This window comes from Clostridium neonatale, assembly GCF_001458595.1.
In the GTDB taxonomy this organism is placed as follows: Bacteria; Bacillota; Clostridia; order Clostridiales; family Clostridiaceae; genus Clostridium; species Clostridium neonatale.
This window is the reverse complement of the sequence record NZ_LN890328.1, coordinates 1,706,377-1,730,263: the sequence shown is the minus strand read 5'-3', so window position 1 is coordinate 1,730,263 and position 23,887 is coordinate 1,706,377. Positions and strand designations below refer to the sequence as shown.

General features: G+C 28.6%; 26 protein-coding genes and 1 pseudogene. 17 read left to right on the top strand and 10 right to left on the bottom strand.

Going from position 1 to position 23,887, the window contains the following annotated elements; translation table 11 throughout:
- Positions 1-30: 30 nt before the first annotated feature.
- The 3 genes from BN2920_RS14775 to BN2920_RS14770 all read left to right on the top strand — a co-directional run bounded on the left by BN2920_RS14775 (position 31) and on the right by BN2920_RS14770 (position 1,695).
- Positions 31-744: an acyl-[acyl-carrier-protein] thioesterase gene (locus BN2920_RS14775; RefSeq protein WP_058295753.1), complete on the top strand. Its 714-nt coding sequence runs from the start codon at positions 31-33 to the stop codon at positions 742-744.
- 301 nt (positions 745-1,045) lie between these two features.
- Positions 1,046-1,210, top strand: coding sequence for a DUF3791 domain-containing protein (locus BN2920_RS21460; protein WP_141443081.1), 165 nt, complete (start codon positions 1,046-1,048; stop codon positions 1,208-1,210).
- 38 nt (positions 1,211-1,248) lie between these two features.
- Positions 1,249-1,695 carry an RpnC/YadD family protein gene (locus BN2920_RS14770; protein WP_058295752.1) on the top strand — a complete coding sequence of 149 codons (447 nt, stop codon included), beginning with the start codon at positions 1,249-1,251 and terminating at the stop codon, positions 1,693-1,695.
- Between the two features lie 363 nt (positions 1,696-2,058).
- Here BN2920_RS14770 and BN2920_RS21085 read toward each other — a convergent pair.
- Positions 2,059-2,445 (bottom strand): annotated as a pseudogene (locus BN2920_RS21085) (HAD-IA family hydrolase); the annotation flags it as partial.
- Positions 2,446-2,566: 121 nt separating this feature from the next.
- On the opposite strand from BN2920_RS21085, the gene BN2920_RS14765 reads away from it, so the two are divergent.
- The 7 genes from BN2920_RS14765 to BN2920_RS14735 all read left to right on the top strand — a co-directional run bounded on the left by BN2920_RS14765 (position 2,567) and on the right by BN2920_RS14735 (position 11,324).
- Complete coding sequence (locus BN2920_RS14765; protein WP_307993377.1) at positions 2,567-2,824, top strand: nucleotidyltransferase family protein; 258 nt, start codon at positions 2,567-2,569, stop codon at positions 2,822-2,824.
- Between the two features lie 276 nt (positions 2,825-3,100).
- Positions 3,101-3,955 carry a hypothetical protein gene (locus BN2920_RS14760; RefSeq protein WP_058295750.1) on the top strand — a complete coding sequence of 285 codons (855 nt, stop codon included), beginning with the start codon at positions 3,101-3,103 and terminating at the stop codon, positions 3,953-3,955.
- A gap of 37 nt (positions 3,956-3,992) precedes the next feature.
- The gene (locus tag BN2920_RS14755; RefSeq protein ID WP_058295749.1) at positions 3,993-6,005 is read left to right on the top strand and encodes an ATP-dependent nuclease; all 2,013 of its coding nucleotides are present in this window, start codon (positions 3,993-3,995) and stop codon (positions 6,003-6,005) included.
- Positions 6,006-6,285: 280 nt separating this feature from the next.
- A complete protein-coding gene (locus BN2920_RS14750; protein ID WP_058295748.1) occupies positions 6,286-7,089 on the top strand; it encodes a MurR/RpiR family transcriptional regulator in 804 nt (267 codons plus the stop codon).
- Positions 7,090-7,290: 201 nt separating this feature from the next.
- The gene (locus BN2920_RS14745) at positions 7,291-8,580 is read left to right on the top strand and encodes a family 1 glycosylhydrolase (RefSeq protein WP_058295747.1); all 1,290 of its coding nucleotides are present in this window, start codon (positions 7,291-7,293) and stop codon (positions 8,578-8,580) included.
- Positions 8,581-8,594: 14 nt separating this feature from the next.
- Positions 8,595-9,896 carry a PTS sugar transporter subunit IIC gene (locus BN2920_RS14740; protein WP_083498820.1) on the top strand — a complete coding sequence of 434 codons (1,302 nt, stop codon included), beginning with the start codon at positions 8,595-8,597 and terminating at the stop codon, positions 9,894-9,896.
- A gap of 27 nt (positions 9,897-9,923) precedes the next feature.
- Positions 9,924-11,324: a glycoside hydrolase family 1 protein gene (locus BN2920_RS14735; protein WP_058295746.1), complete on the top strand. Its 1,401-nt coding sequence runs from the start codon at positions 9,924-9,926 to the stop codon at positions 11,322-11,324.
- Between the two features lie 75 nt (positions 11,325-11,399).
- Here the strand turns inward: BN2920_RS14735 and BN2920_RS22405 are convergent, their stop codons facing one another.
- Together BN2920_RS22405 and BN2920_RS14730 are read right to left on the bottom strand one after the other, a co-directional pair.
- A complete protein-coding gene (locus BN2920_RS22405; RefSeq protein ID WP_276325920.1) occupies positions 11,400-11,525 on the bottom strand; it encodes a hypothetical protein in 126 nt (41 codons plus the stop codon).
- A gap of 3 nt (positions 11,526-11,528) precedes the next feature.
- Entirely contained in the window at positions 11,529-11,852 is a 324-nt protein-coding gene (locus BN2920_RS14730) for a winged helix-turn-helix transcriptional regulator (protein ID WP_058295745.1), read from the bottom strand.
- Positions 11,853-11,995: 143 nt separating this feature from the next.
- On the opposite strand from BN2920_RS14730, the gene BN2920_RS14725 reads away from it, so the two are divergent.
- On the top strand, positions 11,996-12,625 hold the full coding sequence (locus tag BN2920_RS14725) for an NAD(P)-dependent oxidoreductase (protein ID WP_058295744.1): 630 nt from the start codon (positions 11,996-11,998) through the stop codon (positions 12,623-12,625).
- 255 nt (positions 12,626-12,880) lie between these two features.
- On the opposite strand, the gene BN2920_RS14720 is transcribed toward BN2920_RS14725, so the two are convergent.
- From BN2920_RS14720 to BN2920_RS14705, 4 genes are all read right to left on the bottom strand, one after another.
- On the bottom strand, positions 12,881-13,066 hold the full coding sequence (locus tag BN2920_RS14720; protein WP_058295743.1) for a YvrJ family protein: 186 nt from the start codon (positions 13,064-13,066) through the stop codon (positions 12,881-12,883).
- A gap of 251 nt (positions 13,067-13,317) precedes the next feature.
- Complete coding sequence (locus BN2920_RS14715; RefSeq protein WP_058295742.1) at positions 13,318-13,536, bottom strand: DUF2922 domain-containing protein; 219 nt, start codon at positions 13,534-13,536, stop codon at positions 13,318-13,320.
- Positions 13,537-13,577: 41 nt separating this feature from the next.
- The gene (locus BN2920_RS14710; protein ID WP_058295741.1) at positions 13,578-13,802 is read right to left on the bottom strand and encodes a DUF1659 domain-containing protein; all 225 of its coding nucleotides are present in this window, start codon (positions 13,800-13,802) and stop codon (positions 13,578-13,580) included.
- Positions 13,803-13,901: 99 nt separating this feature from the next.
- Entirely contained in the window at positions 13,902-14,546 is a 645-nt protein-coding gene (locus tag BN2920_RS14705) for a hypothetical protein (RefSeq protein ID WP_058295740.1), read from the bottom strand.
- A 631-nt stretch (positions 14,547-15,177) separates the two neighbouring features.
- Here BN2920_RS14705 and uraA point away from each other — a divergent pair.
- Positions 15,178-16,470, top strand: coding sequence for a uracil permease (gene uraA / locus BN2920_RS14700; protein ID WP_058295739.1), 1,293 nt, complete (start codon positions 15,178-15,180; stop codon positions 16,468-16,470).
- Positions 16,471-16,755: 285 nt separating this feature from the next.
- Here uraA and BN2920_RS14695 read toward each other — a convergent pair whose 3' ends face one another.
- Positions 16,756-17,799 carry an AraC family transcriptional regulator gene (locus tag BN2920_RS14695; RefSeq protein ID WP_058295738.1) on the bottom strand — a complete coding sequence of 348 codons (1,044 nt, stop codon included), beginning with the start codon at positions 17,797-17,799 and terminating at the stop codon, positions 16,756-16,758.
- Between the two features lie 340 nt (positions 17,800-18,139).
- Here BN2920_RS14695 and BN2920_RS14690 point away from each other — a divergent pair, with 340 nt between their 5' ends.
- The 4 genes from BN2920_RS14690 to BN2920_RS14675 are packed head-to-tail and all read left to right on the top strand — an operon-like array spanning position 18,140 to position 22,627.
- Positions 18,140-19,489, top strand: coding sequence for an MFS transporter (locus BN2920_RS14690; RefSeq protein WP_058295737.1), 1,350 nt, complete (start codon positions 18,140-18,142; stop codon positions 19,487-19,489).
- Positions 19,490-19,510: 21 nt separating this feature from the next.
- Positions 19,511-19,741, top strand: a complete 231-nt coding sequence (locus BN2920_RS14685; protein WP_058295736.1) for a hypothetical protein — start codon at positions 19,511-19,513, stop codon at positions 19,739-19,741.
- Positions 19,742-19,757: 16 nt separating this feature from the next.
- On the top strand, positions 19,758-21,035 hold the full coding sequence (locus BN2920_RS14680; RefSeq protein WP_058295735.1) for an MFS transporter: 1,278 nt from the start codon (positions 19,758-19,760) through the stop codon (positions 21,033-21,035).
- An 8-nt stretch (positions 21,036-21,043) separates the two neighbouring features.
- A complete protein-coding gene (locus tag BN2920_RS14675; RefSeq protein ID WP_058295734.1) occupies positions 21,044-22,627 on the top strand; it encodes an alpha-L-rhamnosidase-related protein in 1,584 nt (527 codons plus the stop codon).
- A gap of 207 nt (positions 22,628-22,834) precedes the next feature.
- Here BN2920_RS14675 and BN2920_RS21825 read toward each other — a convergent pair whose 3' ends face one another.
- Positions 22,835-23,029 (bottom strand): IS3 family transposase, encoded by a 195-nt coding sequence (locus BN2920_RS21825; RefSeq protein ID WP_268259422.1) that lies wholly within the window; start codon positions 23,027-23,029, stop codon positions 22,835-22,837.
- 16 nt (positions 23,030-23,045) lie between these two features.
- Positions 23,046-23,381: a transposase gene (locus tag BN2920_RS14665; protein ID WP_058295732.1), complete on the bottom strand. Its 336-nt coding sequence runs from the start codon at positions 23,379-23,381 to the stop codon at positions 23,046-23,048.
- 107 nt (positions 23,382-23,488) lie between these two features.
- On the opposite strand from BN2920_RS14665, the gene BN2920_RS22165 reads away from it, so the two are divergent.
- Positions 23,489-23,767 (top strand): hypothetical protein, encoded by a 279-nt coding sequence (locus BN2920_RS22165; RefSeq protein WP_242868384.1) that lies wholly within the window; start codon positions 23,489-23,491, stop codon positions 23,765-23,767.
- The last annotated feature ends 120 nt before the right edge of the window (positions 23,768-23,887 follow it).

Below are 23,887 nucleotides of genomic sequence, written 5' to 3'. Positions count from 1 at the left end.
ATATGAATGCAATAGAAAGGTGAAAAATTTATGATATATAGTAGTAGTTACAAAATTGGTTTAGAAGATATAGGAGTTAATAACAAAGCAACTAATAAAGCACTTCTTGCAATAATGGAAGATGTAGGAGGACTTCATTCAGCATCTGTAGGATATGGAGTTTTTGAAATTGAAAGCAAAAAAAGAGTATGGATGCTTTTGGACTGGAAGATGAAGGTTATAAAAAGACCTGAATATAATGAAGAGATCAAAGCAGAAACATGGTCAAGAAAAATAGAAAGACTATGTGCTTATCGTGATTTTCAGCTTAGGGATAAAGACGGAAATGTAATTGTAATAGGAACATCAAGATGGCTTTTTATTGATACAATAAGAAGAAGACCTATAAGACTTACAGAAGATATTGCAGATTTATATGAGTCAGAAAATGATAAAATGGTATTTTCTGAAGAAATTGAAGAGATTAAATATGAAGATTATATTTTTGAAAAAGAATATTCTGTTCAGAGAAGAGATATTGATATGAATAATCATATGCATAACTTAAGCTATCTTGATATGGCATATGAAATTCTACCACAGGATATTTATAAAAATAAAATATTCGATAATGTGAGGATTGTATATAAAAAAGAAATAGTATATGGAGAAAATATTAAATGCTATTATTCAGAATATGCAGATAAACATATTATTACAGTAAAAAGCAAAGACAAGATAAATGCAATAATAGAATTGTTTTAGTTATTACAAGCGAATGTTACATATTTACTAATGTGGATGTTGTACTTATAAATTCTAATTTGTTTCATTTAACAAATGATAAACCTTAGATTATTGGATTAAAAAAGCTGCCATAAAAATGACAGCTTTTTTCATGTTTAAACTAAGTAACTTCATACTTAGTAACAACTCTTTGAGTAAGTTTAGCAGAATTCTTATTTATTAAGATTCCAGAGTTGATTAAGAAGATATTCTTTATTAAGTTAATTTTATTGGATATAATATAGATAGTAAATTGAAGAAATAGAGAGGTGAATGTAATTTGACAAGCTTAGAAAATGATATGAATTTATTGATAATAGAAGCAGTTGAAGGATTTGCATATAATCACCATATAACTAGTAGTGAAGCATTAGAGATATTTAATAAATATAATATTATTATGTTGTATATTCTAATGGAATTCAAAATGCAAAGGCAGTATTAGAAACAGGAATAAATCAATATAATGTAAAAACAATATCAATGTATGATAGAGATGGTGATATTGTAATTAAAGAAGTTGAAGAAAAAATAAATGATAATGTTGAGGTAACAAAGCAAGATTTGATTGCATTAACATTTACACCTATAATGAGTGGAAAGCTAAGCAAACTTGATAAGATAATAAAATCTATAAGACTTGTAAAGAAAATAGATAATCAATATAGATATGATGTTGAATCAATGCTATATGCATTTGCAGACAAGTTTTTGGACGGAAAAGATTTGGAAAAAGTAAAGGAGGAGATAAGTATGACAAAGCTTGGAGAAATGCTAGTTGAAGATGGAATCAAAAAGGGAAGAGAAGAACAAGCAACAGATACAGCAATAAAAGCAATCAAAATGGGACTAGATAACGAAGCAATAAGCAATCTTACAGGACTTACAGAAAAGGAAATAAATATGCTTAGGAGAGTTCAAAATAATTAAAGGACTAAAAAGGATGAGGTGACCCCAAAAAGTTAGACTTTTTGGGGTCACCTCATCCTGAACCGACCCCAAAAAGTTAGACCAAAAATCTAATGATTTGGAGGTCGGTTTTTTGGGGTCGGTTCAGGATACTGAAAAAGGTATCCTTTTTCAATATAAAAAAGGCTCTGTAAAAAATTTTGATTATTTCTAAGAAAAAGTTAGGAATACACAAAATTATTTACACCCTCATAAAAAACATTATCAGTTAATTATGATACGGAGAGACGTATCATAATTAACTGAGCACAGCTTATCAAATATTTAAAAAGATATAGAATAAGATTTAGCTCTATATCTTTTTACTATTATTTATAAATACTTTTATGAATTAAGTAGCAAAGATTTAAGTTCATCAAAATTAGAGATTTCATAGGTAGGTTTTATTGATGTTTCATTTATAATTTTGTTAGGGTTATACCAACAGGTATCTATATCAGAGTTTATCCCACCTTGTATATCGGAACTTAAACTATCGCCTATTATCAAAACTTTATTTTTATCAAAGAAATTTATATTTTTTAAAGTATGTTCAAAAATCACAGGGTTTGGTTTTGATATTAATATTTCTTCTAATATTACTATAGTCTCAAAAAATTTTGCTATAATAGATTTTCTGATTCTTTTATCTTGAACTAAGGTAAGTCCATTAGTTACTATAGCAAGTCTGTAAGACTTGCTTAGAATTTCTATAAGCTCAATACTATTATTTACTTGTTGATGGAAAAATTAAAGTTTATTATCCTTTTGAGAATGGAAAGTCAATGACTTTAAAATTTTATAAAGATTTTAATACAAAAGGAATTATTAAAAGGGAAATTACATACAGTTATTGAAAAAGCAAGAGAAAAGTTTGAAAAAGGTAGTTTTATTTGGGTCAAGAGCAAAGGGAAACTATAAATATAATTCAGATATAGATTTAGGTATACTATGTGATAAAAAGTATAAAGGTACTATAGCAGAGGAATTAGACGAACTTGTTGGAGTATATTCTTTAGATATAGTATTTTTAGATAGTATTAATGAAGAAATAAAATTACAAATAGAGAAATATGGAATAGAAATTTATGATAATTTAGATATATGTTAAAAAAGAATAAATATGATAGCTATCATGGAAGATTAAGATTTGTGGATTCAGAAATGAGTCCATTTTTTTGTTTAAATGAAATAATATTAGCAAATTAAGATATAAAAAGTGAAAAATATAATATAATTGTAATATTATGTGATAAAATACATTATATAGATTGTGAATTGAAGTGGATGTTATGTCTATAATGGGAAGTTACTTAAACACATATGCCAATAAGGTAAAAGAACATTTGTTGAGATTAAACATTAGTAATAAAATGGAGGTTACTGAATGGGTATAACTGGTAAAACAAGAAAATTATTATGGGGAAAGTCTGCAAATAGATGTAATTATGAAACATGTAGAAAACCATTGAGCTTGGAGGTTGATGAGAAACATCATACAATAACGGGAGAAGAATGTAATATTGTGGCAAAGAAAGTTGATGGACCACGTGGAAAAAGTAATTTAAGTAGTAAAGATAGGGATGAATACGATAATTTAATTTTAATGTGTGAAGAACATCATCATATAATAGATGATAATCCTGAAAAATATACGATTGATATTCTTAAAGATATGAAAAAGAAACATGAAAAGTGGATAGAGAAAAACCTTGAAAAATTGGAGGTTGAAGAAATAGATTTTGATTACGAGGATGTTAAGTTTGATAAAGATAGAATAAAAGAAATTTATTCATGGATAATTAAAAATTATGATTGGTTTAAATATAAGAAAAAAGATATAGAAATGGCATTAAATGAATTGCAATATTTAGATAAAGATACAAGAAAAGTGCTATATAAAATAATAAATTACTATAATAAAAAGGATAAAATAGATATAAAATCAATAATGAATAAATTAGTAGATGATGAAATAATAAAAGAACAAAGATTTCTTACAGCAATAGAATTTTTAGAGAAACATAGTTTTTTAGAGTTTGACTCATGTGATGAGAACGATTTTGTAATAAACTATGATGGAACATTAGCAGATTTATATGAAAATACATTATATAGATGCAATAAAAAAGAATGCTATTTATATAAAAATGGATATATATTGATGCTAATAGGAAAATATTTATCTGACAAAAAAAGTTTTAAAAGGTTAATTGAAGGATTAGAGTTCGGATACATATAATCAATATTTACATTCAAATTACAGAGGAGGTTATAGCATGCATATAGACAGAATAAGAATTAAAAATTATAAATCATTTTTGGATTCTGGTGATATATATATTGACAAAAATCTATTTTCGTTAATAGGACAAAATAATACTGGTAAGTCAGCAGTTTTAGATGCAGTACAATGTATATTTCCAAGTGTAAAGAAGAGCATTTCTATTATGGATTTCCATAAGGGAAATGAAAATGATATAGAGATAGAAATATGTTTCAAAGGTGTTACAAGTACATATTTAGAAGAGGTTATTTTTGGAGAAAAAATACAAAAACAAATTAATAAAGTGGAAAAACTACAAATGGAGTTAGGAGACCAACCCACTGCTGCTAAAATTAATAAATTAAAAAAAGAACGTGAGAACATAGAAAATACACGAGTTCAATATTTAGCTGAAACTTTAAATAAATATAAGATATTAAATGAAAATTTTACGGTAAAATTAGTTGCTAAAAAAGGAAAAAATGTAACGAAGAAATTTTATATAGATGACGAAATAGAACTAAGCGAAACAGATTTAAAAGCATTATTACCGCAAATGAAAGTTATCCCAGCAATAAGAGACCCTAAAAATGAGAGTACAGCAGGAACAAATTCATATTTAAAAGAGTTAATTCAAATGCTAGATGATGAAATTCAAACCAATATAGAGATAGATGGAAAAAATATATCTTATAAAGAATTGAATAAGGTTATATCAAAAGAAACAAAAGTAAGGTGCGAATCTTTAGGTGAAAAAATAACTAATTTTTATAATCAAGCTATAGGTAATAATGAGTATAGAGTAATTATTGATTCAGATGTCAATATATCAAAGGGAACAACTTATACAACTAGAATTAAAGATATAAATACTGGGGTTGATAGTGATATTCTCAATTGTGGGACAGGCTATCAAAGTATGATAATATTATCAATATTAGAAACGTATGTTGAGATATCTAGTAAAACATCTAAGTACATATTATTAATAGAAGAGCCAGAGGTATACTTACATCCAACGTTACAACGTAAAATGATTGATACCCTGATAACTATATCAAAGACTAACCAAGTAATATTTACTTCTCATTCCCCCATAACTGTAAGTAAATTATCAAAACAACAAATAAAATTAGTTAAAAAAAATGGAGGTAGTGCAATCGTAGAAGATATCGATCCTAAAATTGTTATAGAAGAATTAGGGATAAAGTCAGATGATATCCTTGCTAATAAAGGGATAATATTTGTAGAAGGTAAAGATGATAAAAAGATATTTGAAATTTTATTAAATAAAATTGAAGATGGATTGAGTAATAAACTTAATGTAATAGATGCAGGTAATTGCACTGATTTGAAGTTTTATGCAAATGCAGAAATATTAATAAATAATAAGTTTAATATACCTACATTAATAGTAAGAGATGCTGATGCAAAAGAACCAAGTATTAGAAGAGAAGAATTAATAAATGAAATTATAAATAATAGAAATAATGAAATAGATGAAGAAATAAAAGAAAAAATACGGAAAAGTGTTAGAGTTTTAAATCAGTACTCATTAGAATCATTCTTTATTGATGAAAAATTATTATCAGAAGTTAGTATTGATTCTGACGATATAGAAAAAACAATAAAATGTTATGAATGCCAATATGGTCATTATACAGAATGCTTATATAATAACGAAGTTAATGAGAAAGTTATTTCTCAGTGGTATCAACCTAAATATTTTTTAGAAAAATTTGATGATAAGTTTAAGGCTAATCAAATAGAAGCAATAGAAGCTCACAATTTGAGGTATGAAACTCAATGGAGAAAGTTTGAAAGATGTAGTGAATGTATTCAAAGTGACATTGAATGTTATTTAAGTTCTAGAAAGAAAATAAATGATTATACAAAAAAATTAAAATTACAAAAAAAAGATTTCATGATTGAGTGCATTGTAGATAAAACAATAGATGAACTAAAAGAAACTAAGTTAAAATATATAATAGGAATGTTAGAAGAATTTATAGAAACCATTGATTAGGAGTTTTAAAATTGATTACTAAAAAGTTTGGAACTTTTTATAGAATTCTAATGTTATTTATAAATACGCTTTTTTATAAATAACATTAGATGTGTTGTATCACTTTTTGAGTTGTAGTGCAATAAAAATAAGCATTCATCTATATTTCTAAAAGTATAATTGTAAGTATTATAATAATATTGCATTTTATAATAGAATGATTATAATAATTGACATAAAATTATAGCATTAGTAAAATAAAATAGATGTTATTATTGTGTAATTTATGAAAGGATAGGATATGAATGAATATAAAGCTATGGGTTCTATAACATTAAGGTTGCTTGAGTATATTAATGATGCACCCAAAAAAGATATTAATTATGAAATTGCATTAACACTGCTGAATAATTTTGATAAAGTAAAAAAAATGAATATAACTGAGATTTCAGAGTTATGTTATGTTTCGCCAGCTACTATATCGAGATTTTGCAGAATGATTGGTTTTAGCAATTTTAGCGAGTTTAAAACCGTTTCCAATATTAAATTTTCTTTAGAAAACGATTATTCAAGAGAGCTTTTGACAACTGGTCGTGAAGATATCAAAGCTGCATTTAAAAATTATACTAATTCATTAATGGAAAATATGAATTATGTATTGGATAATATAAATTATGATGATATTGATTATATTGCAAAAAAGATTTATGAAACTGAAAAGGTAGCTTTTTTTGCAAGTCAGTTTGCATATAGTGTTGGAAAACATCTTCAGGGAAGGCTTATTCTTACCGGAAAATATATAGAAACTTATCCTTATTATGAAAAGCAGCTGGAGTGTGCACATAATTTAGACAGTGAATCACTGGCAATTATTACTTCAATTGAAGGTAGTTATTTTTTTAAGTACATGGAAATTATAGAAGCATTAAAAAATAATAATGTAAAGATAGTGGTTATTACTCAGAATGTTAATTCAAAGCTTGCAGATATTGCGGATAAAATACTTGTATGTGGAAAATCAAATAGTAATAATGAAGGAAGGGAATTGGCACTTTATTTAACTGAAATGCTGATTTTCAGATATTGTACATTATTTAGTAAATAATTAAGATGTAATATTTCCACCAAAAAATAGAGCTGTACACTATATTTTAGTGTTACAGTTCTTTTTTTATGAAATAATATATATTTTTCAGAATTTGAAAAACATTTTGTATTGTGAAAACTGATAAGCTTTTTTGAAGGGGCTATGTAGTTGTTTTCATGTTATATTAAATTTACAAGGAAAATTTAAGGAGTGATTTAATTGTTAGATATATTTCAATATCCAGAAATAAAGTTCCCTGAAAACTTTTTATGGGGAGCAACCACTGCAGGGCAGCAGATAGAAGGTAATAATTGTTCATACCATGATGATAAAAATTATGCACCACAGTATGCCTTAGGCGGAATTCCATATGAAATGCCTGAAAAAGCATGTAACAGCTATGAATTATATGAAGATGATATTAAATTATTAAAAGATATGAATTTAAACCTTTATAGAATGTCAATAGAATGGTGCAGAATAGAGCCTGAAGAAGGAAAATTTAATAAAGAAGCTTTAAATCATTATATAAATGTACTTTCAAGATTAAAGGAAGAAAACATTAAGGTTTGTCTTACTATGCATCACGTATCGCATCCTGTGTGGTTTCATAAGAAAGATGCGTTTAAAACCTTGGATAATTTAAAATACTTTGAAAAGTATCTTGAATATGTTGTACCAAAGGTAGCACAATATGTTGATTTCTGGTTAGTACTAAATGAGCTTAATTTACCTTTTGAATATTCAGTAAAAGAAAGAATAAATATGATACGTTATCATGCAAGAGGATACCATATAATAAAGAAATATTCTCAAAAACCGGTAAGTTCAGCTCATTCATATTCAGTGAAGTTTCCTAAGAGAGGATATAATGATAAGTTAGATAGTCTTATGGCAGATTATATTGATTATATGGAAAATGAATTTTTCTTTCATGCAATAAGAACTGGTGAAATTACAATGCCTTTTGAAGATTCAGAATATGTGCCTGAAGTAAAAGGAACATGTGATTTTTGGTCACTTAATACATATATAAGACAGATAATAGATGGCCATAAAAAAATGACACTTACAGATCATTATAAGGCATCAACTTTTAAGCCAATTGAAACTCCATTTTTTAGTGATGAAATATGTCCTGAAATTATGATACATATGCTTATGAGATTAAAGGATAAGCCAGTACTTATTACTGAAAATGGAATTGCAGTAAATGATGACAGATATCGTATTGTATATATTGCTGCAATGCTTCAGTCCTTAAAAGAAGCAATGGAAATGGGAGCAGATGTGATTGGATATTCTCACTGGACTCTTTTAGACAACTGGGAATGGGGTACTTATAATCCTACTTTTGGTCTTGCAAGTGTAGATAAAGAAACATTTGCAAGAACATTAAAAACAAGCGGAAGATTTTATGGCAATATAGCTGAAAACAATGGTTATGATCAGACTATATTAAAAAAATATTTAAATGAACTTCCATCAATTATTAATTACAAAAAATAAAGGAGAAAAATGAAATGAGTAATAATAAATTTATGCAGTTTATGGAAAATAAATTTGTACCTGTTGCAGCTAAAATTGGAAATAACAAGTATTTAAAATCATTAAGCACAGGAAGTATGAGTTTAATGGCAGTTATTATGGTAGGTTCTATATTTTCACTTCTTGGAAGTATAGGCTGGGCACCATATCAGTCATTTATAACAATGACAGGCATAAAGCAACTTTTTCAGTTTGCTCCTAAGATTACTACAGATTTAATGGCCATATATATGGTAATAGGTGTTTCTTATAATGCCTGTAAGATATTTGACCATGAAGAACTTTCATTTAATAATGTATTGATTTCAATTGCATCATTTTTAGTTCTTATTCCATTAAAGGAAATTCAGGAAGAAGGTGCAGTTTCAGCTGATGTTTTTATAAATACATCATATCTTGGACCTAAGGGAATATTTTTAGGATTAATAGTTGCAATTGTAGCTACAAAAATTTACTGCTTTATTGTTGATAAAAAATGGACAATAAAAATGCCTGAAGGTGTGCCTGAACAGGTGTCAAATGCATTTATTGCATTAATACCGGCATTTACTATATTAATAGTATTTTCAGCAGTAAGAATATTATTTTCTTTTACAAAATTTGAAACAGCAAATGATTTTATATATTCATTAATACAGATGCCTTTACAAAGCATGGCATGTTCATTACCAACATTTATTGTTCTTGTAATACTTGCACAGGTTTTATGGTTTTTCGGAGTGCATGGATCTTATGCAACACTTCCATTATTTTTCCCAATATGGATGGGATATATAAGTGAAAATACAGCAGCTGTAGCAGCAGGAAAGCAGGTTCCTTATATTTATAATTTTGGATTATATAATTTGACAACACTTGGTGGATCTGGTACTACAATAGGACTTGTAATTGTTATGTTTTTTTGTGCAAAAAGTAAAAGATATAAGGCATTTAGTAAGATTGTAATGCCTTGTGGATTGTTTAACATAAATGAGCCGGTAGTATTTGGTATGCCGGTAATACTTAATCCTGTAATATTTATACCATTTTTAATTACACCATTAATAGTTTTAATGCTTGCTTATCTCTCAATCAGATTAGGAATAATACCTGCACCAATAGGTTTAATGATTCCATCAAGTACACCGCCAATATTTTCAGGATTAATGCAGGGAAGCTGGAAATTATCAGTATTTGAAGTGTTTGTAATAATGCTGTCAGCAGCTATATATTATCCGTTCTTCAAAATCTTAGATAATCAGGCTTTAAAAGAAGAAGTAGACGGTGAAGAAAATTAATTTAGAAATACTAAAGAGGTGAAAGTAATGAGTAAAAGTAGTTTTCCAGATAATTTTTTGTGGGGAGCATCTACATCTGCATTTCAGGTTGAAGGCGGATATCTAGAAGATGGAAAAGGTCTGTCATCAGTTGATGTGCGCAAAGTTCCAAAGGGAATAACTGATACAAAAATAGCAAGTGATCATTATCATAAATATAAGGAAGATGTGGCTTTAATGGCTGAGCTTGGTTTAAAGGCATACAGATTTTCAATTTCATGGTCAAGAATTTATCCTGATGCAAGCGGAAAGGTAAATAAAGCTGGACTTAAGTTTTATGATAATTTAATCAATGAACTTATAGCTCATAATATTGAACCAGTTGTAACAATTTATCATTTTGATGTTCCAGATGCACTTACAAAAGAATTTGGTGCATGGGCAAACAGAAAATGTATTGATTATTATGTAAAATATGCAGAAACTTTATTTAAGCATTTTGGTGACAGAGTTAAAACATGGGTTACAATAAATGAGCAACTTATGGATATGTACAATCCTGATTTTAGCGGAACAAGAGGTGTGAAGACAGATAATGAATTAAAATTATCTTATCAGATTTCATATAATATGAGCATAGCTGAAAAAAAGGCAATAAAGCTTTGTCATGAAATTATACCAGATGCTAAAATAGGACCTGTATGCTGTTTTCAGCTGGCATACCCTAAAACATCATTGCCTGAAGACTCAGTAGCGGCTATTAATGCAGAACAATTATTAAGCTATATGCTTCTTGACATATGCGTTAAAGGTGAATATCCAAAGTATGTATGGAATTATCTTGTAGAAAGAAATATTCAGCCTGAAATCCTTGAGGGTGATAAGGAAATATTAAAATCTTCAAAACCTGACTTTATTGGCTGTAACTATTATTTCAGCATTTGTGTAAAGGCACCAGGAAAAGAGAAAAATGAAAATCTTCCACCATTTTTTAAATCTGATGCATTTGAAGTTGTAGATAACGATAATTTAAAGACTTCAGAATGGATGGTATTTGGAACAGATCCTGTTGGATTAAGGCTTACACTAAGAAAAATTTATGACAGATATAATCTGCCTATATTAATTACTGAAAATGGTTATGCAGAATCAGATGTTTTAGAAGAAGGAGATGTAATTAATGATGATTACAGAATCAATTATATAAAATCTCATTTGATGCAGTGCAAAAAAGCAATTGATGAAGGTGTCGATCTTATGGGATACTGTCCATGGTCATTTATTGATGTACTAAGCGGCAGACAAGGATTTTCTAAAAGATATGGTCTTGTTTATGTAGACAGAACTGATGATGATCTTAAAAATTTAAGAAGAATAAAGAAAAAGAGTTTTTACTGGTATAATAGTGTGATAAAGACAAATGGTATGAGTATATATAATCCTAGGTAATCTTCTAGAAAAAGAATCAAAAATTAAGGACAGTAAATAGTTTTGCATAAAAACAAATCTATTTACTGTCCATATCTACTTTATATCTTGCTTAAATGGTATTAAAAATATTAGTATATTTTCATCAAAACTAAAATCAATATGTTCTAATAGCTCATTTATATATTCAATATTGTCTACTTTTATGCAATATTTATACATTGATTATTTAGCATTGTTTTCTTGGTATACTACTCCCCATTCTTTCATAGCATCTAAAATTGGTTTTAAACTATATCCTGTTTCAGTTAAAGTATATTCAACCTTTGGTGGCACCTCGGGATAGACTTTTCTTGTAAGAAGTCCGCTATCCTCCATAGCACGAAGATTAGCAGTCAAAACCTTTTGTGATATGTTACCAATAGATTTTTTTAATTCTCCAAAACGTTTTGTTCCATCTAATAAATCTCTGATTATTAAAACTTTCCAGCGTTCACTAATCAACATAAGAGTTGTTTCAACTGGACATTCAGGTAATTCTTTTTTCATTTACACCAATCTCCTTTTTCAATAGTATCTTTTAGGTAACTATGGCACAAAAAAGTGCTTACTTTACAATATTTCCTTACGGATATATTATAATAATACAAACAGTAAATAACAAGTTGAATTTTATAAGGAGGTTATTGATTATGAAAATTGCAGTTGTTTGTGCTAATGGTAAAGAAGGAAAATTGATTGTTAAAGAAGCTATAGAAAGAGGGTTAGATGTGACCGCCATTGTACGTGGTGAAAATCATTCAGATACAGAAAAAGTCATTCATAAGGATTTGTTTGCCTTGACTGCTTCTGATTTGGAGAACTTTGATGTTGTGATTGACGCTTTCGGAGCATGGACACCAGAGACACTTCCACAGCACAGTACGTCTTTAAAGCACCTATGTGACATTATAAGTGGAAAGGAAACAAGACTTTTAATAGTCGGAGGCGCAGGAAGTCTTTATGTTAATTCAGAGCATACTGAACAGGTTATGGACGGAGCTGATTTCCCAGATGTGTTTAAACCACTGGCTGAAAATATGGGTAAGGCGTTAGAAGAACTTCGTACCAGAAATGATGTGAAGTGGACATACATCAGTCCTGCTGGTGATTTCCAAGCAGATGGAGAGCGAACAGGTAAATATATTTTAGGTGGAGAGGAATTGACTCTTAATGCTAAAGGAGAAAGCATTATCAGCTATGCAGATTATGCAATCGCTATGGTAGATGAAGCTGTAAATGGAAATCATGTACAGCAGAGAATTTCCGTTGTAAGAGAATAAATAAAGTTAAGCCCTCTGTTACTATACAGGGGGCTTTTTGGTTAAAATTTTTTTGTATTAATGCTCATTTGTTAGTGGTAAGCAAGTGGCAAAATGCTTTATAAACTTTTGCTAAATTACTAATAAATATAGTGTTTATGCGATTAATCTGATTTTATACAATTCTTTAAATTAAAATGTAGCTAAAATAGGACAGTAAATAGTTTTGCATAAAAACAAATCTATCTACTGTCCATATCTATATTATTTATTTTTTTATGAGGCAGAATTTTCATTAGTATCAATAACAACACCAAGCTTTGCAGAAATTATTGTGTTTAATTTGTTAATTGAAGAGGCAAGACTATTAATTTGCTTTTCAAGCCTTACAAGAAGATATGCAGTTATGGCTACAGGGAAGCCAAGATTTCCTATTAAACTTATCAATTCTTTAAATTCCATAAAGTTAACCTCCTATAAATTTTCAATTCTTAGAAATATATATCCCAAAGAATTTATGTATAAATCCTATCTAAGCAATAATAATTTTTTAAACTGTGCTTAATTTTCAAAACTTTCTATATAATTGTATATAAAAGGAGCTGTCACACAAAAAGTAAAATTCACAATATGTTGTATCTATCGACTTTTAATTATAATGAAACATATTGTAATTGATCATCTTAATGTGACAGCCCCTTAATGATTGAGTTTTAAGCTACATCAAACTTTGTAACTTTTCTTTCAGTAAATTTAGCACCACTTTTTGTAATCAAAGCACCTGAACTAACAACAAAGATATTTTTCTCTATGATTAAGTCCATAAGAGTAAACACTTCTTGTTTAGTTAATGTAGTTTTAACGCCACTAAGATTTAAGCTGGTAGATTTTCCACCTTCAGTTGTAAAGCTCATACTTAAAATATATTCCATAAGTTAAACCTCCTTTCAATAAATTTTTAGAAGTTTCTTTATTAAGAGTTAATGAGATTTGAAGTTACGTTTACTAATGTGTCTCTAGTGCCGCCATCAATAACAAGTTTCATAGCTTCAGCAACATCATAAAGACTTTGTGCATCAGCATCGTTTCTTACATTAGGAAAAGTCTTCTTTGAGTAGGTTGGATCACCACTTTTATCTACTCCATTTTGAATTTCAATTGTTAGAGAAGTTGAATCAATAATTTTGTTTACTGCCATTTTAAATTCCTCCTTTCTTGCTTGCTCAAATAAGATATATGGTTTAAAAATAGCTTTTAAGGAAATCTTGCATGAAATTTGAAAGTTTACACATTATGGTTATTGGCTGCCGCCTTGCTTTGTTATATAGGTATAATAATGTTCAAGTGCAACATCAACAATTGTGCTGACACAAGCATTAATATCAGGATGAATACTTTTTAATTCATTTAGTTTTCTTATGGTAGAAGCTCTAAAGATATAAGATCTTCTAATAGTTGGAGTTTCACCATTAATAGGAGGAGCAGCACCATTAGGAATGGAAATTGTACGGTTATCAAATAGTTTTTCTGCATAAGTATTTATTTGCATATATTTATTTTGAGAAATATTTTGGCTGGAAATTTCAGTACTGTCAGATGTAGAATTTATAATTTGGTTAGCTGTATTTTTAATAATATTAGAATTTTTTATGTTACCAGCATCGTTATTATTTGTGATAGCAGCAATATTATCATTATTATTATTTATGGTAGTTGCAGTATTAGAGTTTGCTAAAGAACAATTATTAGTATTATTAGTTGCACTTAATTTTAATATTGGCGAAGTAGCATCATTAGAAGATAAGTCTTCATCAGGATCAAAAGTAAATTGTGCAAGGCATTTCCCATCGCTTATTGCTTCATCAGTAAAAGTAAACAAGTATTCATTATCATCAATATCAAAATCACTTTTGGAAAGATTTATATAATTTTTTCTTGCCATACATATCAAATCCTTTCGTGCTTTATTAATCTATTACATAATATATATGGTTTCAAACTAAGGATTTTGGATTTTTCAACTTTAGAAGAAAAAATAATTAATTTAATGTACATTTGATTTTTAAAATGAAAACTTCTATGAAGTTAAAATCCTACAAAGGATAGAAGATATTAACTTATAAATGTAAGATTCTATGCACTCATAAAGATAAAAATCTAGATAGTTATAAATATAGCATTTTATACACAAATAAATATAAATTCTTACGAATTTGCTTATTTATTGGGAGTTTGAAGAGTTTATTCAATTTAAATTTATAAAAATAAAACTTGCTAAGAGCATAATTGTAATATTACATCTTAACAAGTTTTTATTTTATATAAAATTGATGCTTGTAAAAAATCACAACCTAAAAGCATTGGCATATAATACTTAGCGAGATTCGAGCTTAGTAGTATAGTCCTCCTATGAACGAATGTGAATAGGAGTTTCCTTTAAAATTATCTACATTTTATTATAGAAATGAAAAAAATATATCAAAAACATTGACAAAGTGTGTAGATTAGTGATATTTTTGGTATGGTACTTTTAAATTAGTTCAGCGAAACTAAGAAAGGATGATGATATTATTATGTATAATGAAATTTTAAAAGATGAAAATGACTCTATAGAAGTAAATGAAAAAATTCCTTTACTTAAGGCAATTCCATTAAGTATTCAACATTTGTTTGCAATGTTTGGATCTTCAGTTCTTGTACCACTATTATTTAATATTGATCCTACCACTGTATTATTCTTTAACGGTATAGGTACATTACTTTATGCGTTTATAACAAAAAGAAAAATTCCAGCATATTTGGGTTCGAGTTTTGCTTTTATATCTCCAGTATTACTCCTATACGGTCAAGGCTATGATTTTCAAACAATACAGGGAGGCTTTGTATTAGTAGGTGTAGTATTTTCAATTATAGCTATTATTGTAGGGTATATAGGTATTGGATGGATAAATAAATTATTTCCACCAGCAGCTATGGGCTCAATTATTACACTAATAGGTTTAGAACTTGCTGGCACTGCAGCAGATATGGCTGGTTTTCCAGTTGGAGGAAGTAATTCACCTACATTAAATGTATCATGGGTTATTGTATCAATGGTAACACTATTAACTGTAATATTATGCAATGTTCTTTTAAGAGGATTCTTAAAAGTTATTCCACTGTTAATAGGAGTAATAGTAGGATATATTACATCATGTTTTATGGGAATAGTTGATTTTTCACTAGTAAGCAACGCAAGTTTTTTTGTACTTCCAAACATAAAAATTGCACATTTTAACATAAATGCTATACTTACAATATTACCTGCAACCTTTGTTGTAATAGCAGAACATGTAGGACACTTAAAGGTTACAAGTAGTATAGTAGGGAAGGACTTTTTGGAAGATCCAGGACTTCATAGATCACTTCTTGGAGATGGACTATCAACTATTGTTTCAGGAATGTTTGGTTCTGTACCAACTACAACTTATGGAGAAAACATTGGAGTTATGGCATTAACAAAGATATATAGTGTTTATATAATATGTGGAGCAGGATTAATATCAATAATTTTAGGGTTTTCTGGTAAGATGTCAGCACTTATAAGAACAATTCCAACACCAGTTATTGGAGGAGTTAGTTTCTTATTGTTTGGTACAATAGCAGTATCAGGATTAAGAACATTCATAGAAGAAAAAGTAGATTTCTCTAAATCAAGAAATTTAATACTTTCATCAGTAATATTTATTGTTGGGATAAGTGGAATTACGCTTACAATGGGAAGTTTTGAAATTACAGGAATGGGATTGGCTACAATTGTGGCAATTATTTTAAATCTTAGCTTTATTATATTTGATAAGCTTGGATTAATGAATGAAAAAGAATAAGGAATTTATAATAGAAACTGTCCATCTAAAGTTGGTGGGCAGTTTTTTTGAATTTTAGAATGTATCATTCGTCAAAAATTAAGCTGTTATTCTTCCTTCAATATACTGAAAATACGGAATAAAAATTGGCTTAAAACAGAGCAAGTTAATTGGTTGATAAATATAATGTTGATGAAAAGACTATACAAAGAGATATAGACAAATTAAGAAGTTATCTAGAAAAGATGAAATTGATTAAATAAAATTAGATGTCATGCATAGAAAACTAGCATGACATCTAATTTTTCATATTTTATTTTTTCTGTATTCACCAGGTGTTATTTTAAAAAGTTTCTTAAAGCATCGGTTAAAATGTTCTGGGTTTTGAAAACCTACCTGTGTGCTTATATCTGCAATTGATATATTAGTAGTTTTAAGCAGAGTTTTTGCTCTGTTAAATCTTATGCTTTGAAGAATTTTAGAAAAAGTCTGCCCTGTAGTTTGTTTTAAAAGCCTAGAACAATATTGTATAGAGAAATGAAAGTGATCGGCCAGTTCCTGCAGAGTAATATTCTGATAATTATTTTCTATGTAAGTTAATATTTCTATGGATTTTATGTCTGAATGTTTTCTTTCTTGAGATATTTTGACTGTATTTTCATATTTTCTTAGTATAATAGAAAAAAGAATCATCATCATACTGTTCAAAATAGAATCACAGTATTTTTTATGATTTTCAAATTCAAGTATCATTTCTAAAATAAGATCCTGTATATCTGCATCATTTTCGGTAGAAAAAATTAAATAATCATTATATAAATCAGAATGCAATGTCTGATTAAAATAAAATGAAATTGTATTGTTTTCACGTATTAAATTAAAGAATATGTCTTCAAATGTATTTTTTCTGATTAAAATATTAATTACCAGACTGGGATCAAATACACTGATTGAATGACGTGTACCAGGTGTAATAATACAGAAATCGCCTTTTTTCAATGAAATACTATCCAGATTTATTTTCTGAGTACATGCACCCTCAAAAATATATATCATTTCATAAAAATCATGATAATGAGTAAATGGAGGTGTAAATCTGTTATGTTTGCTAAATACAATACAATTTGTATTATCATTTTCAAAAAAATCCTTGGCAAGATAACTAGTTGGGTTAAAAGAACTTGATAATTCGGGAACAATAAGCTGACGTTTAATCAGTTCAGAAGTATTCTGTTCTTCTAAAAATTTATCGAACATCCATTGTTGACTTTGAGCGTTATAATATTTTTGATAAAAAAGTTCATCTTTATTGAATTTCTGCAAATGAAAAAGAATCTCATTTTTTGTCAATTTAAACCCCTCCTTAATAGCATAATTGTAACAATGTGTTTAAAAAATATCAATAAAATTGATTAAGATAATCAATAGTTACTTTATAAATAATTTAATAAAATTAATCTGTAAGAAATTAATGGGAGAGAGAATATAAAATATAGCAGACAAAATAAAATTTGTTGAATTCCTGCAAATGAAAAAGAATCTCATTTTTTGTCAATTTAACCCCATCCTTAATAGCATAATTGTAACAATATGTTTAAAAAATATCAATAAAATTGATTAAGATAATCAATAGCTACTTTATAAATAATTTAATAAAATTAATCTGTAAGAAATTAATGGGAGGGAGAATATGAAAATAGAAGACAAAGTTAAATTTCAAATTTGGCGGCAGCGTTTTGGATATGGGATATCAGATCTAGCTGCTAATTTGATATGGCAGATGATAACGTTATATCTGATGTATTTTTACACAGATGTAATGAAATTAAATGCACTTTCCTTGGCAACAATGCTTATTATAGCAAGATTAATTGACGGAGGAGCAGACTTGCTTGTCGGGTATTGGATTGACAACACTAACACAAGATGGGGGAAATCACGTCCATACTTTTTATTTGGAGGTCCATTCTTTGCATTGTTTGCAATTTTAGCATTTTCTGTGCCTGATATTTCAGAATATGGAAAGTTAGTATATGCTTACATTACTTATATAGGTTTGTCTTTTGCATATACAATAGTTAATATTCCAATGGCTTCAATATTGCCAAGCCTTACAGCGGATTCAAAAGAAAGAACAGCACTTTCAACTTCAAGAAAGTTTTTTGGATTTCTTGGAGCAACAATTGTAAGTACAATGGCATTAAAAATGGTTGAATTTTTTGGAGGAAGCAATGAGGCACTTGGGTTCAGATTTGTAATGATATTATTTGGTATTGCTGGATGTATTTTATTCTGGATTACATTTGCAAATGTAAAAGAAAGAGTTTCACAAATATCACCACATGTAACTTTAGGTGATACATTAAAATCATTAATAAGAAATAAGCCATGGGTTATCTTTGCTATTAATATTTTATTTATGTGGACAGGCTATTTTATGCAAACAGCTGCATTGGTCTATTACTATAAGTCTGTAGTTGGAAGCAAGGAATTATCAATAACTGTAGCAAGCATAATGTCTGTAGTTCCTTTGATAGCAAATTTTTTTGTTCCATTTTTGGCAGGAAAACTTGGAAAAAGGAATCTTTATATATCAGCAGCTTTAATTCAGCTTACAGGTATTATATTTATTTGGATTTCAGGTGTAAATTATATTGGAATTATTATAGGTGCTTTAGTTACTGCAGCAGGGTATGGTGCTAAAGAAAGTATTTATTTTTCAATGCAGGCTGATCCAGTAGATTATGGTATATGGAAAACGGGAATAGATGCATCTGGTTCTCTATCTGCTGTTAATGGCTTCTTAGGAAAAGTTGCACAGGCAGTGTCAGGAGGAATTGGAGGAGTTCTTCTTGCATGGGGTTCATATAATAGTGATGCTTTGATTCAGGGAGCAAAAGCTGTTTTAGCAATTCGTGTCATGTATATATATATCCCAATAATATTATTAATATGTTCTATTATTACAATGAGTTTTTATGATTTAGATAAGAAATATCCAGAGATAAAGGAGGAAATTGAAAAACGCCATAATCAATAGTTATTAAAGGAGTAATTATAGATGATAAAGAGAAAAATTAAATCAATGACTACTAAAGATGTTCAGAAATTTAATAGATTATGCTGCAATTATCCAGGCAATATTGATTTAGCACAAGAAAGATATCTTGTAGATGCAAAGTCAATTATGGGAATATTTTGTCTTGATATGGAAAAGCCAATTTATATTCAAACAGAAGATAATAAAAATTTTGAAACATATTTTAAAGAATTTATTGAAGAAGAAAGATAAAAAGGAGAATTATTTTATGAATGAAAAAAATAGTGTGCCAAGAAAATATCGTACTTTAGTGTTGGGAGCAGGTATCGGTTCAATGCTTGGTTCAGGAATTATTGTAGGATTATCTGCAACAATAACTGTGTGGCAGAATGGATTAAATTTGAGCAATAGTGCAGTTGGAATTTTATCAGGAGCTTTAACGTTTGCAATTGCTTTTGGTTCTTTGTTTGCCGGCCAGCTTACCAATATATTTGGGTTAATTCCAGCATTTAACATGATGAATTTATTTTATGCAATAGGTGCTGTTATTGCTGTTTTATCACCTAATTTTTATACTTTACTTGTTGGTTTGATTATTACAGGTTTTGCTTCTGGTGCAGATCTTCCGATAAGTCTGACTGTAGTATCTCATGATGCACCTGATAAAAAAATATCTGCAAGCTTGGTTTCATCTACGCAGATATTCTGGCAGATAGGCGTATTTATGTCTTATATATGTTCATTTGTAGTATCACATATGACTGGAGCGATTGGTGCAAGAGTTATGTTTGCAATTTTAGCATTAATAGCAGTAGTAACATTTGTATGGAGAAGCACATCATTAAAGTTCAAAGTTCTTCATGAAGAAGGCGAAAGACATAGAGAAAAAGAGAGAGAAAATGCAGAAGGTAATGAAAAACAAGTTTCAATAAAAGAACTTTTATTTGGAAATAAAAAGAAAGAATATTTAAGCTTTTTTACTTGTATAATTGTCTTTTATGTATGCTGGAATTTATTAGCCAATACATGGGGACAATTTCAGACATATACATTAGTGAAGGCTAATGCTACTCAGAGTTTTGCAACTGGTACTGGAATTGTATTAAATATTATTAGTTTAATAACAACAAGTATATTTGCATCAGTAGCAGGTAGTAAATATCGTAATAAAGCTTTTGCAGTTGGGGTATTAATTCAATTTTGTGCAATGATTGGAATGGCATTAAGCGGAAGTGCTTTGTGGACAATAGTAATCTGCATTGGATGCTATAACTTAGGTAATCCGGTTGCTGGAGAAGCAATTTATAAAGTTTGGACTCAAGAATCTTTCCCATCAGAAAATCGTGCAGCATTACAAGGATTTATTAATGGTTTTTCAAGATTATGCTGTGGTTTGTTTGCATTTATAACTCCTGTCCTTGTTCTTCCAGAACATATAAGAACTACTATGTTTGGATTCTCAGGCATTGTTGTAGTAAGTGCTTTAGCAGGTTTTACTATGATCTTTATGCAAAAAAAATATTTAAAAGAAAGAACTAATAAGTAGGTGGTATTATGGCATTTACATTTCAAATAAATAATGATGTTAAATTTAAACACGATGAAAAATTGTTAATTAAGGCAGAAGAAAATACGCCTGAAATTAAGCATAAAACAGTGAAACCAGAGTGTATTGCTGAACTTATTAATGATGATAAAAAACTTGGCGGATATGGAATAAAAAAAAGTCAAAGAGATATAAAAAATTTATCATCATATAAGTTAAAGAGGGATGATTCAATAATTTTAGATTTTGGAAATCACTATGTAGGATATTTTTCAATTGACTTAGATTATACAGGATCTCCAATGGATGCACCATTATTTCTGCGTATTAAATTTGCGGAAGTTCCAGCAGAACTTGCAGAAAAATCTTCAGATTATGATGGATGGCTAAGCAGATCATGGATTCAGGAGGAATATATACATCTTGATGAACTACCTAAGAAATTAAGACTACCACGTCGCTACAGTTTTAGATATGTAGAAATAAAAGTTATGGACACATCTCCTAAATATGCTACTGTTTTTTTTAATCCTGAAGTATGTTCAGAAACTTCAGCAGATTATTCAAAGTTAAAAAATAATTCAGTAAATGATACTGAATTAAAAAATATATGTGATGTAAGTATAAGAACATTAGCAGAATGTATGCAGGATGTATTTGAAGATGGACCAAAGCGTGATAGAAGACTTTGGATTGGAGATCTTAGATTGCAAGCATTAGCAGGTTATGCTACATTTGATAACAAAGATATTGTTAAGAGATGTCTTTATCTGTTTGGTGCTATGCCAACAGAAGAAGGAAAGATATCTGCAAATGTATTTGTGAAACCTAAAATACAGCCAGATGATACATTTTTGCTTGATTATAGTTTGTTTTTTATATCAGTACTTTATGATTATATAAATGCTCATCCGGATGATAAAGAAGTTTTACATGATTTATATAAGGTTGCGAAAACACAGATAGATCTTACACTTAAGCAAATTGATGAAAAAGGAAGGTTAAAGATTACTGATGAATATCCTGTATTTGTTGACTGGTCAAATGAATTTGATAAGGATACAGCAGGACAAGCAATTTGTATATATGCATTAAGACAGTTTATATCATTAGCAGAAATGATGAGAGAAAAAGATTTGCTATTATATAAGAAAATTTTAGATAGTATGATTAGCTTTTCGAGAAAAGAATTATATGATGAAAGAAGACATCTTTTTGTATCAGGAAAAAATAAAGAATATAATATAGCAAGTCAGGTATGGATGATTCTTGCCAAAGTTATGTCAGAAAAAGAAAGTCATACAATTATGGAAGTGGCTGTTAAAGAATTGTTTCCAGTTAAAGGAATAGCAACACCATATATGTATCATCATGTTGCAGAAGCATTATTTATAGCAGGTATGACTGATGAAGCAATAAATTTAATTAAATCTTACTGGGGAAAGATGATAAAAATGGGTGCGGATACTTTTTGGGAGGCGTTTGATCCAGATAAGCCTGATTATTCACCATATGGAAATTCTATTGTAAGCAGTTATTGTCATGCATGGGGGTGTACACCTGTATATTTGATAAAAAAATATTTGATATAATAGTAAAATGGGGATGTCGCACTAAATGGTGTGCATCCCGTCAAGTAGACAATTGAAAAAATACAAAGTTTTTGTGTTGTCCAGTCTAAACTGAGCAATATTTTTATGCTACCAATAGCAGTTTCTTGTGAAATTCCATTGTGGTTAACACATCTAGACAACGATGTGTGGATCTATGTCAATATAGTAGACACATTTTTTAGTTTTTTAAGTTGACTTTATAATAAGATTTTCATAAGCTTGTGGAGTCATAAATCGAATTCTACTATGAATTCTTTTTCTGTTATACCAACTTTCAATATACTGAAAAGTTGATATCTTAGCATCATTAAAATCAATATATTTGTTCATTCTTTTATCTTCTTTTTTTAAAGCAGGAATGAAAAGATTCCATTGGAGCATTGTCATAAGGATATCCTTAATAGCCCTTATAATCATCAATAAATTTATGGATTTCTTCTATTTTGTTGTTAGGAATATGAAGAGTGCTTTTTGGCTCTGCTAGCCTTTGGTATAATATTTCATTTTCCTGTTCCAATTTAGCCATTCTTTTCTGCAGAACTTTAATATCAACATCTTTTTCACTAGGCATATTATCATTATCGGTATTATTGGCTTTATTAACCCATTGTCTTATAGTTGTTTTTGGCGCTCCATATTCATCGCTGAGTTCAGCATAAGTTTTCCAACTGTTAAATAGATCAACAATTGTACTTTTGTATTCTTTTGTATAACTTCTAACTTTCCTTACCATTGCAGATACTTCCTTTATATTATATCACTAAAAACTATCTGTTCGTGTTTACACTTTTATACTAACACCATATGTATAAAATAAATAAATTACCTCTGTGTACAATTATGTACACGAGATATAGAAAGGGGTATTTAGATTATGAAAAATTTGATCAATACACTAAAGACGAAAAATATTTTGTAACTAGATTAAAGCATAATGCAGTAATTACAGAAATCAAGGACTTAAAAATAAGTCATAGTTATGAACATCTTTTAGATGTAGGAACTAAAATAATCTGTGACAAAATAGTAAAGATTGGATCTAAATATACTTATCAAACAAAACAAGAATACCGACTTATAAAAATTGTAGATAAAACAGGTAAAGAGAACTTTTTTTAAGTGGATAAAACAACATCTAAAATTTAAAACTTTTGTAGGACGATCATTAAACACAGTGATGATTCAGATAATCACTGGGATTATGACCTTCGCTATATTTAAACTTATAGAACCATTAAT

Bases quoted from the DNA above. Each gene is read 5' to 3' on its own strand.
- BN2920_RS14685 (WP_058295736.1), top strand. From the start codon at position 19,511: ATGATAAAGAGAAAAATTAAATCAATGACTACTAAAGATGTTCAGAAA.
- BN2920_RS14775 (WP_058295753.1), top strand. From the start codon at position 31: ATGATATATAGTAGTAGTTACAAAATTGGTTTAGAAGATATAGGAGTT.
- uraA (WP_058295739.1), top strand. From the start codon at position 15,178: ATGTATAATGAAATTTTAAAAGATGAAAATGACTCTATAGAAGTAAAT.
- BN2920_RS14735 (WP_058295746.1), top strand. From the start codon at position 9,924: ATGAGTAAAAGTAGTTTTCCAGATAATTTTTTGTGGGGAGCATCTACA.
- BN2920_RS21825 (WP_268259422.1), bottom strand. From the start codon at position 23,029: ATGCTCCAATGGAATCTTTTCATTCCTGCTTTAAAAAAAGAAGATAAA.
- BN2920_RS22405 (WP_276325920.1), bottom strand. From the start codon at position 11,525: ATGTATAAATATTGCATAAAAGTAGACAATATTGAATATATAAATGAG.
- BN2920_RS14680 (WP_058295735.1), top strand. From the start codon at position 19,758: ATGAATGAAAAAAATAGTGTGCCAAGAAAATATCGTACTTTAGTGTTG.
- BN2920_RS14720 (WP_058295743.1), bottom strand. From the start codon at position 13,066: ATGGAATTTAAAGAATTGATAAGTTTAATAGGAAATCTTGGCTTCCCT.
- BN2920_RS14755 (WP_058295749.1), top strand. From the start codon at position 3,993: ATGCATATAGACAGAATAAGAATTAAAAATTATAAATCATTTTTGGAT.
- BN2920_RS14710 (WP_058295741.1), bottom strand. From the start codon at position 13,802: ATGGCAGTAAACAAAATTATTGATTCAACTTCTCTAACAATTGAAATT.
- BN2920_RS14730 (WP_058295745.1), bottom strand. From the start codon at position 11,852: ATGAAAAAAGAATTACCTGAATGTCCAGTTGAAACAACTCTTATGTTG.
- BN2920_RS14675 (WP_058295734.1), top strand. From the start codon at position 21,044: ATGGCATTTACATTTCAAATAAATAATGATGTTAAATTTAAACACGAT.
- BN2920_RS14770 (WP_058295752.1), top strand. From the start codon at position 1,249: ATGTATGATAGAGATGGTGATATTGTAATTAAAGAAGTTGAAGAAAAA.
- BN2920_RS14740 (WP_083498820.1), top strand. From the start codon at position 8,595: ATGAGTAATAATAAATTTATGCAGTTTATGGAAAATAAATTTGTACCT.
- BN2920_RS14715 (WP_058295742.1), bottom strand. From the start codon at position 13,536: ATGGAATATATTTTAAGTATGAGCTTTACAACTGAAGGTGGAAAATCT.
- BN2920_RS14760 (WP_058295750.1), top strand. From the start codon at position 3,101: ATGGGTATAACTGGTAAAACAAGAAAATTATTATGGGGAAAGTCTGCA.
- BN2920_RS14705 (WP_058295740.1), bottom strand. From the start codon at position 14,546: ATGGCAAGAAAAAATTATATAAATCTTTCCAAAAGTGATTTTGATATT.
- BN2920_RS14750 (WP_058295748.1), top strand. From the start codon at position 6,286: ATGAATGAATATAAAGCTATGGGTTCTATAACATTAAGGTTGCTTGAG.
- BN2920_RS22165 (WP_242868384.1), top strand. From the start codon at position 23,489: ATGTACACGAGATATAGAAAGGGGTATTTAGATTATGAAAAATTTGAT.
- BN2920_RS14665 (WP_058295732.1), bottom strand. From the start codon at position 23,381: ATGGTAAGGAAAGTTAGAAGTTATACAAAAGAATACAAAAGTACAATT.
- BN2920_RS14690 (WP_058295737.1), top strand. From the start codon at position 18,140: ATGAAAATAGAAGACAAAGTTAAATTTCAAATTTGGCGGCAGCGTTTT.
- BN2920_RS14725 (WP_058295744.1), top strand. From the start codon at position 11,996: ATGAAAATTGCAGTTGTTTGTGCTAATGGTAAAGAAGGAAAATTGATT.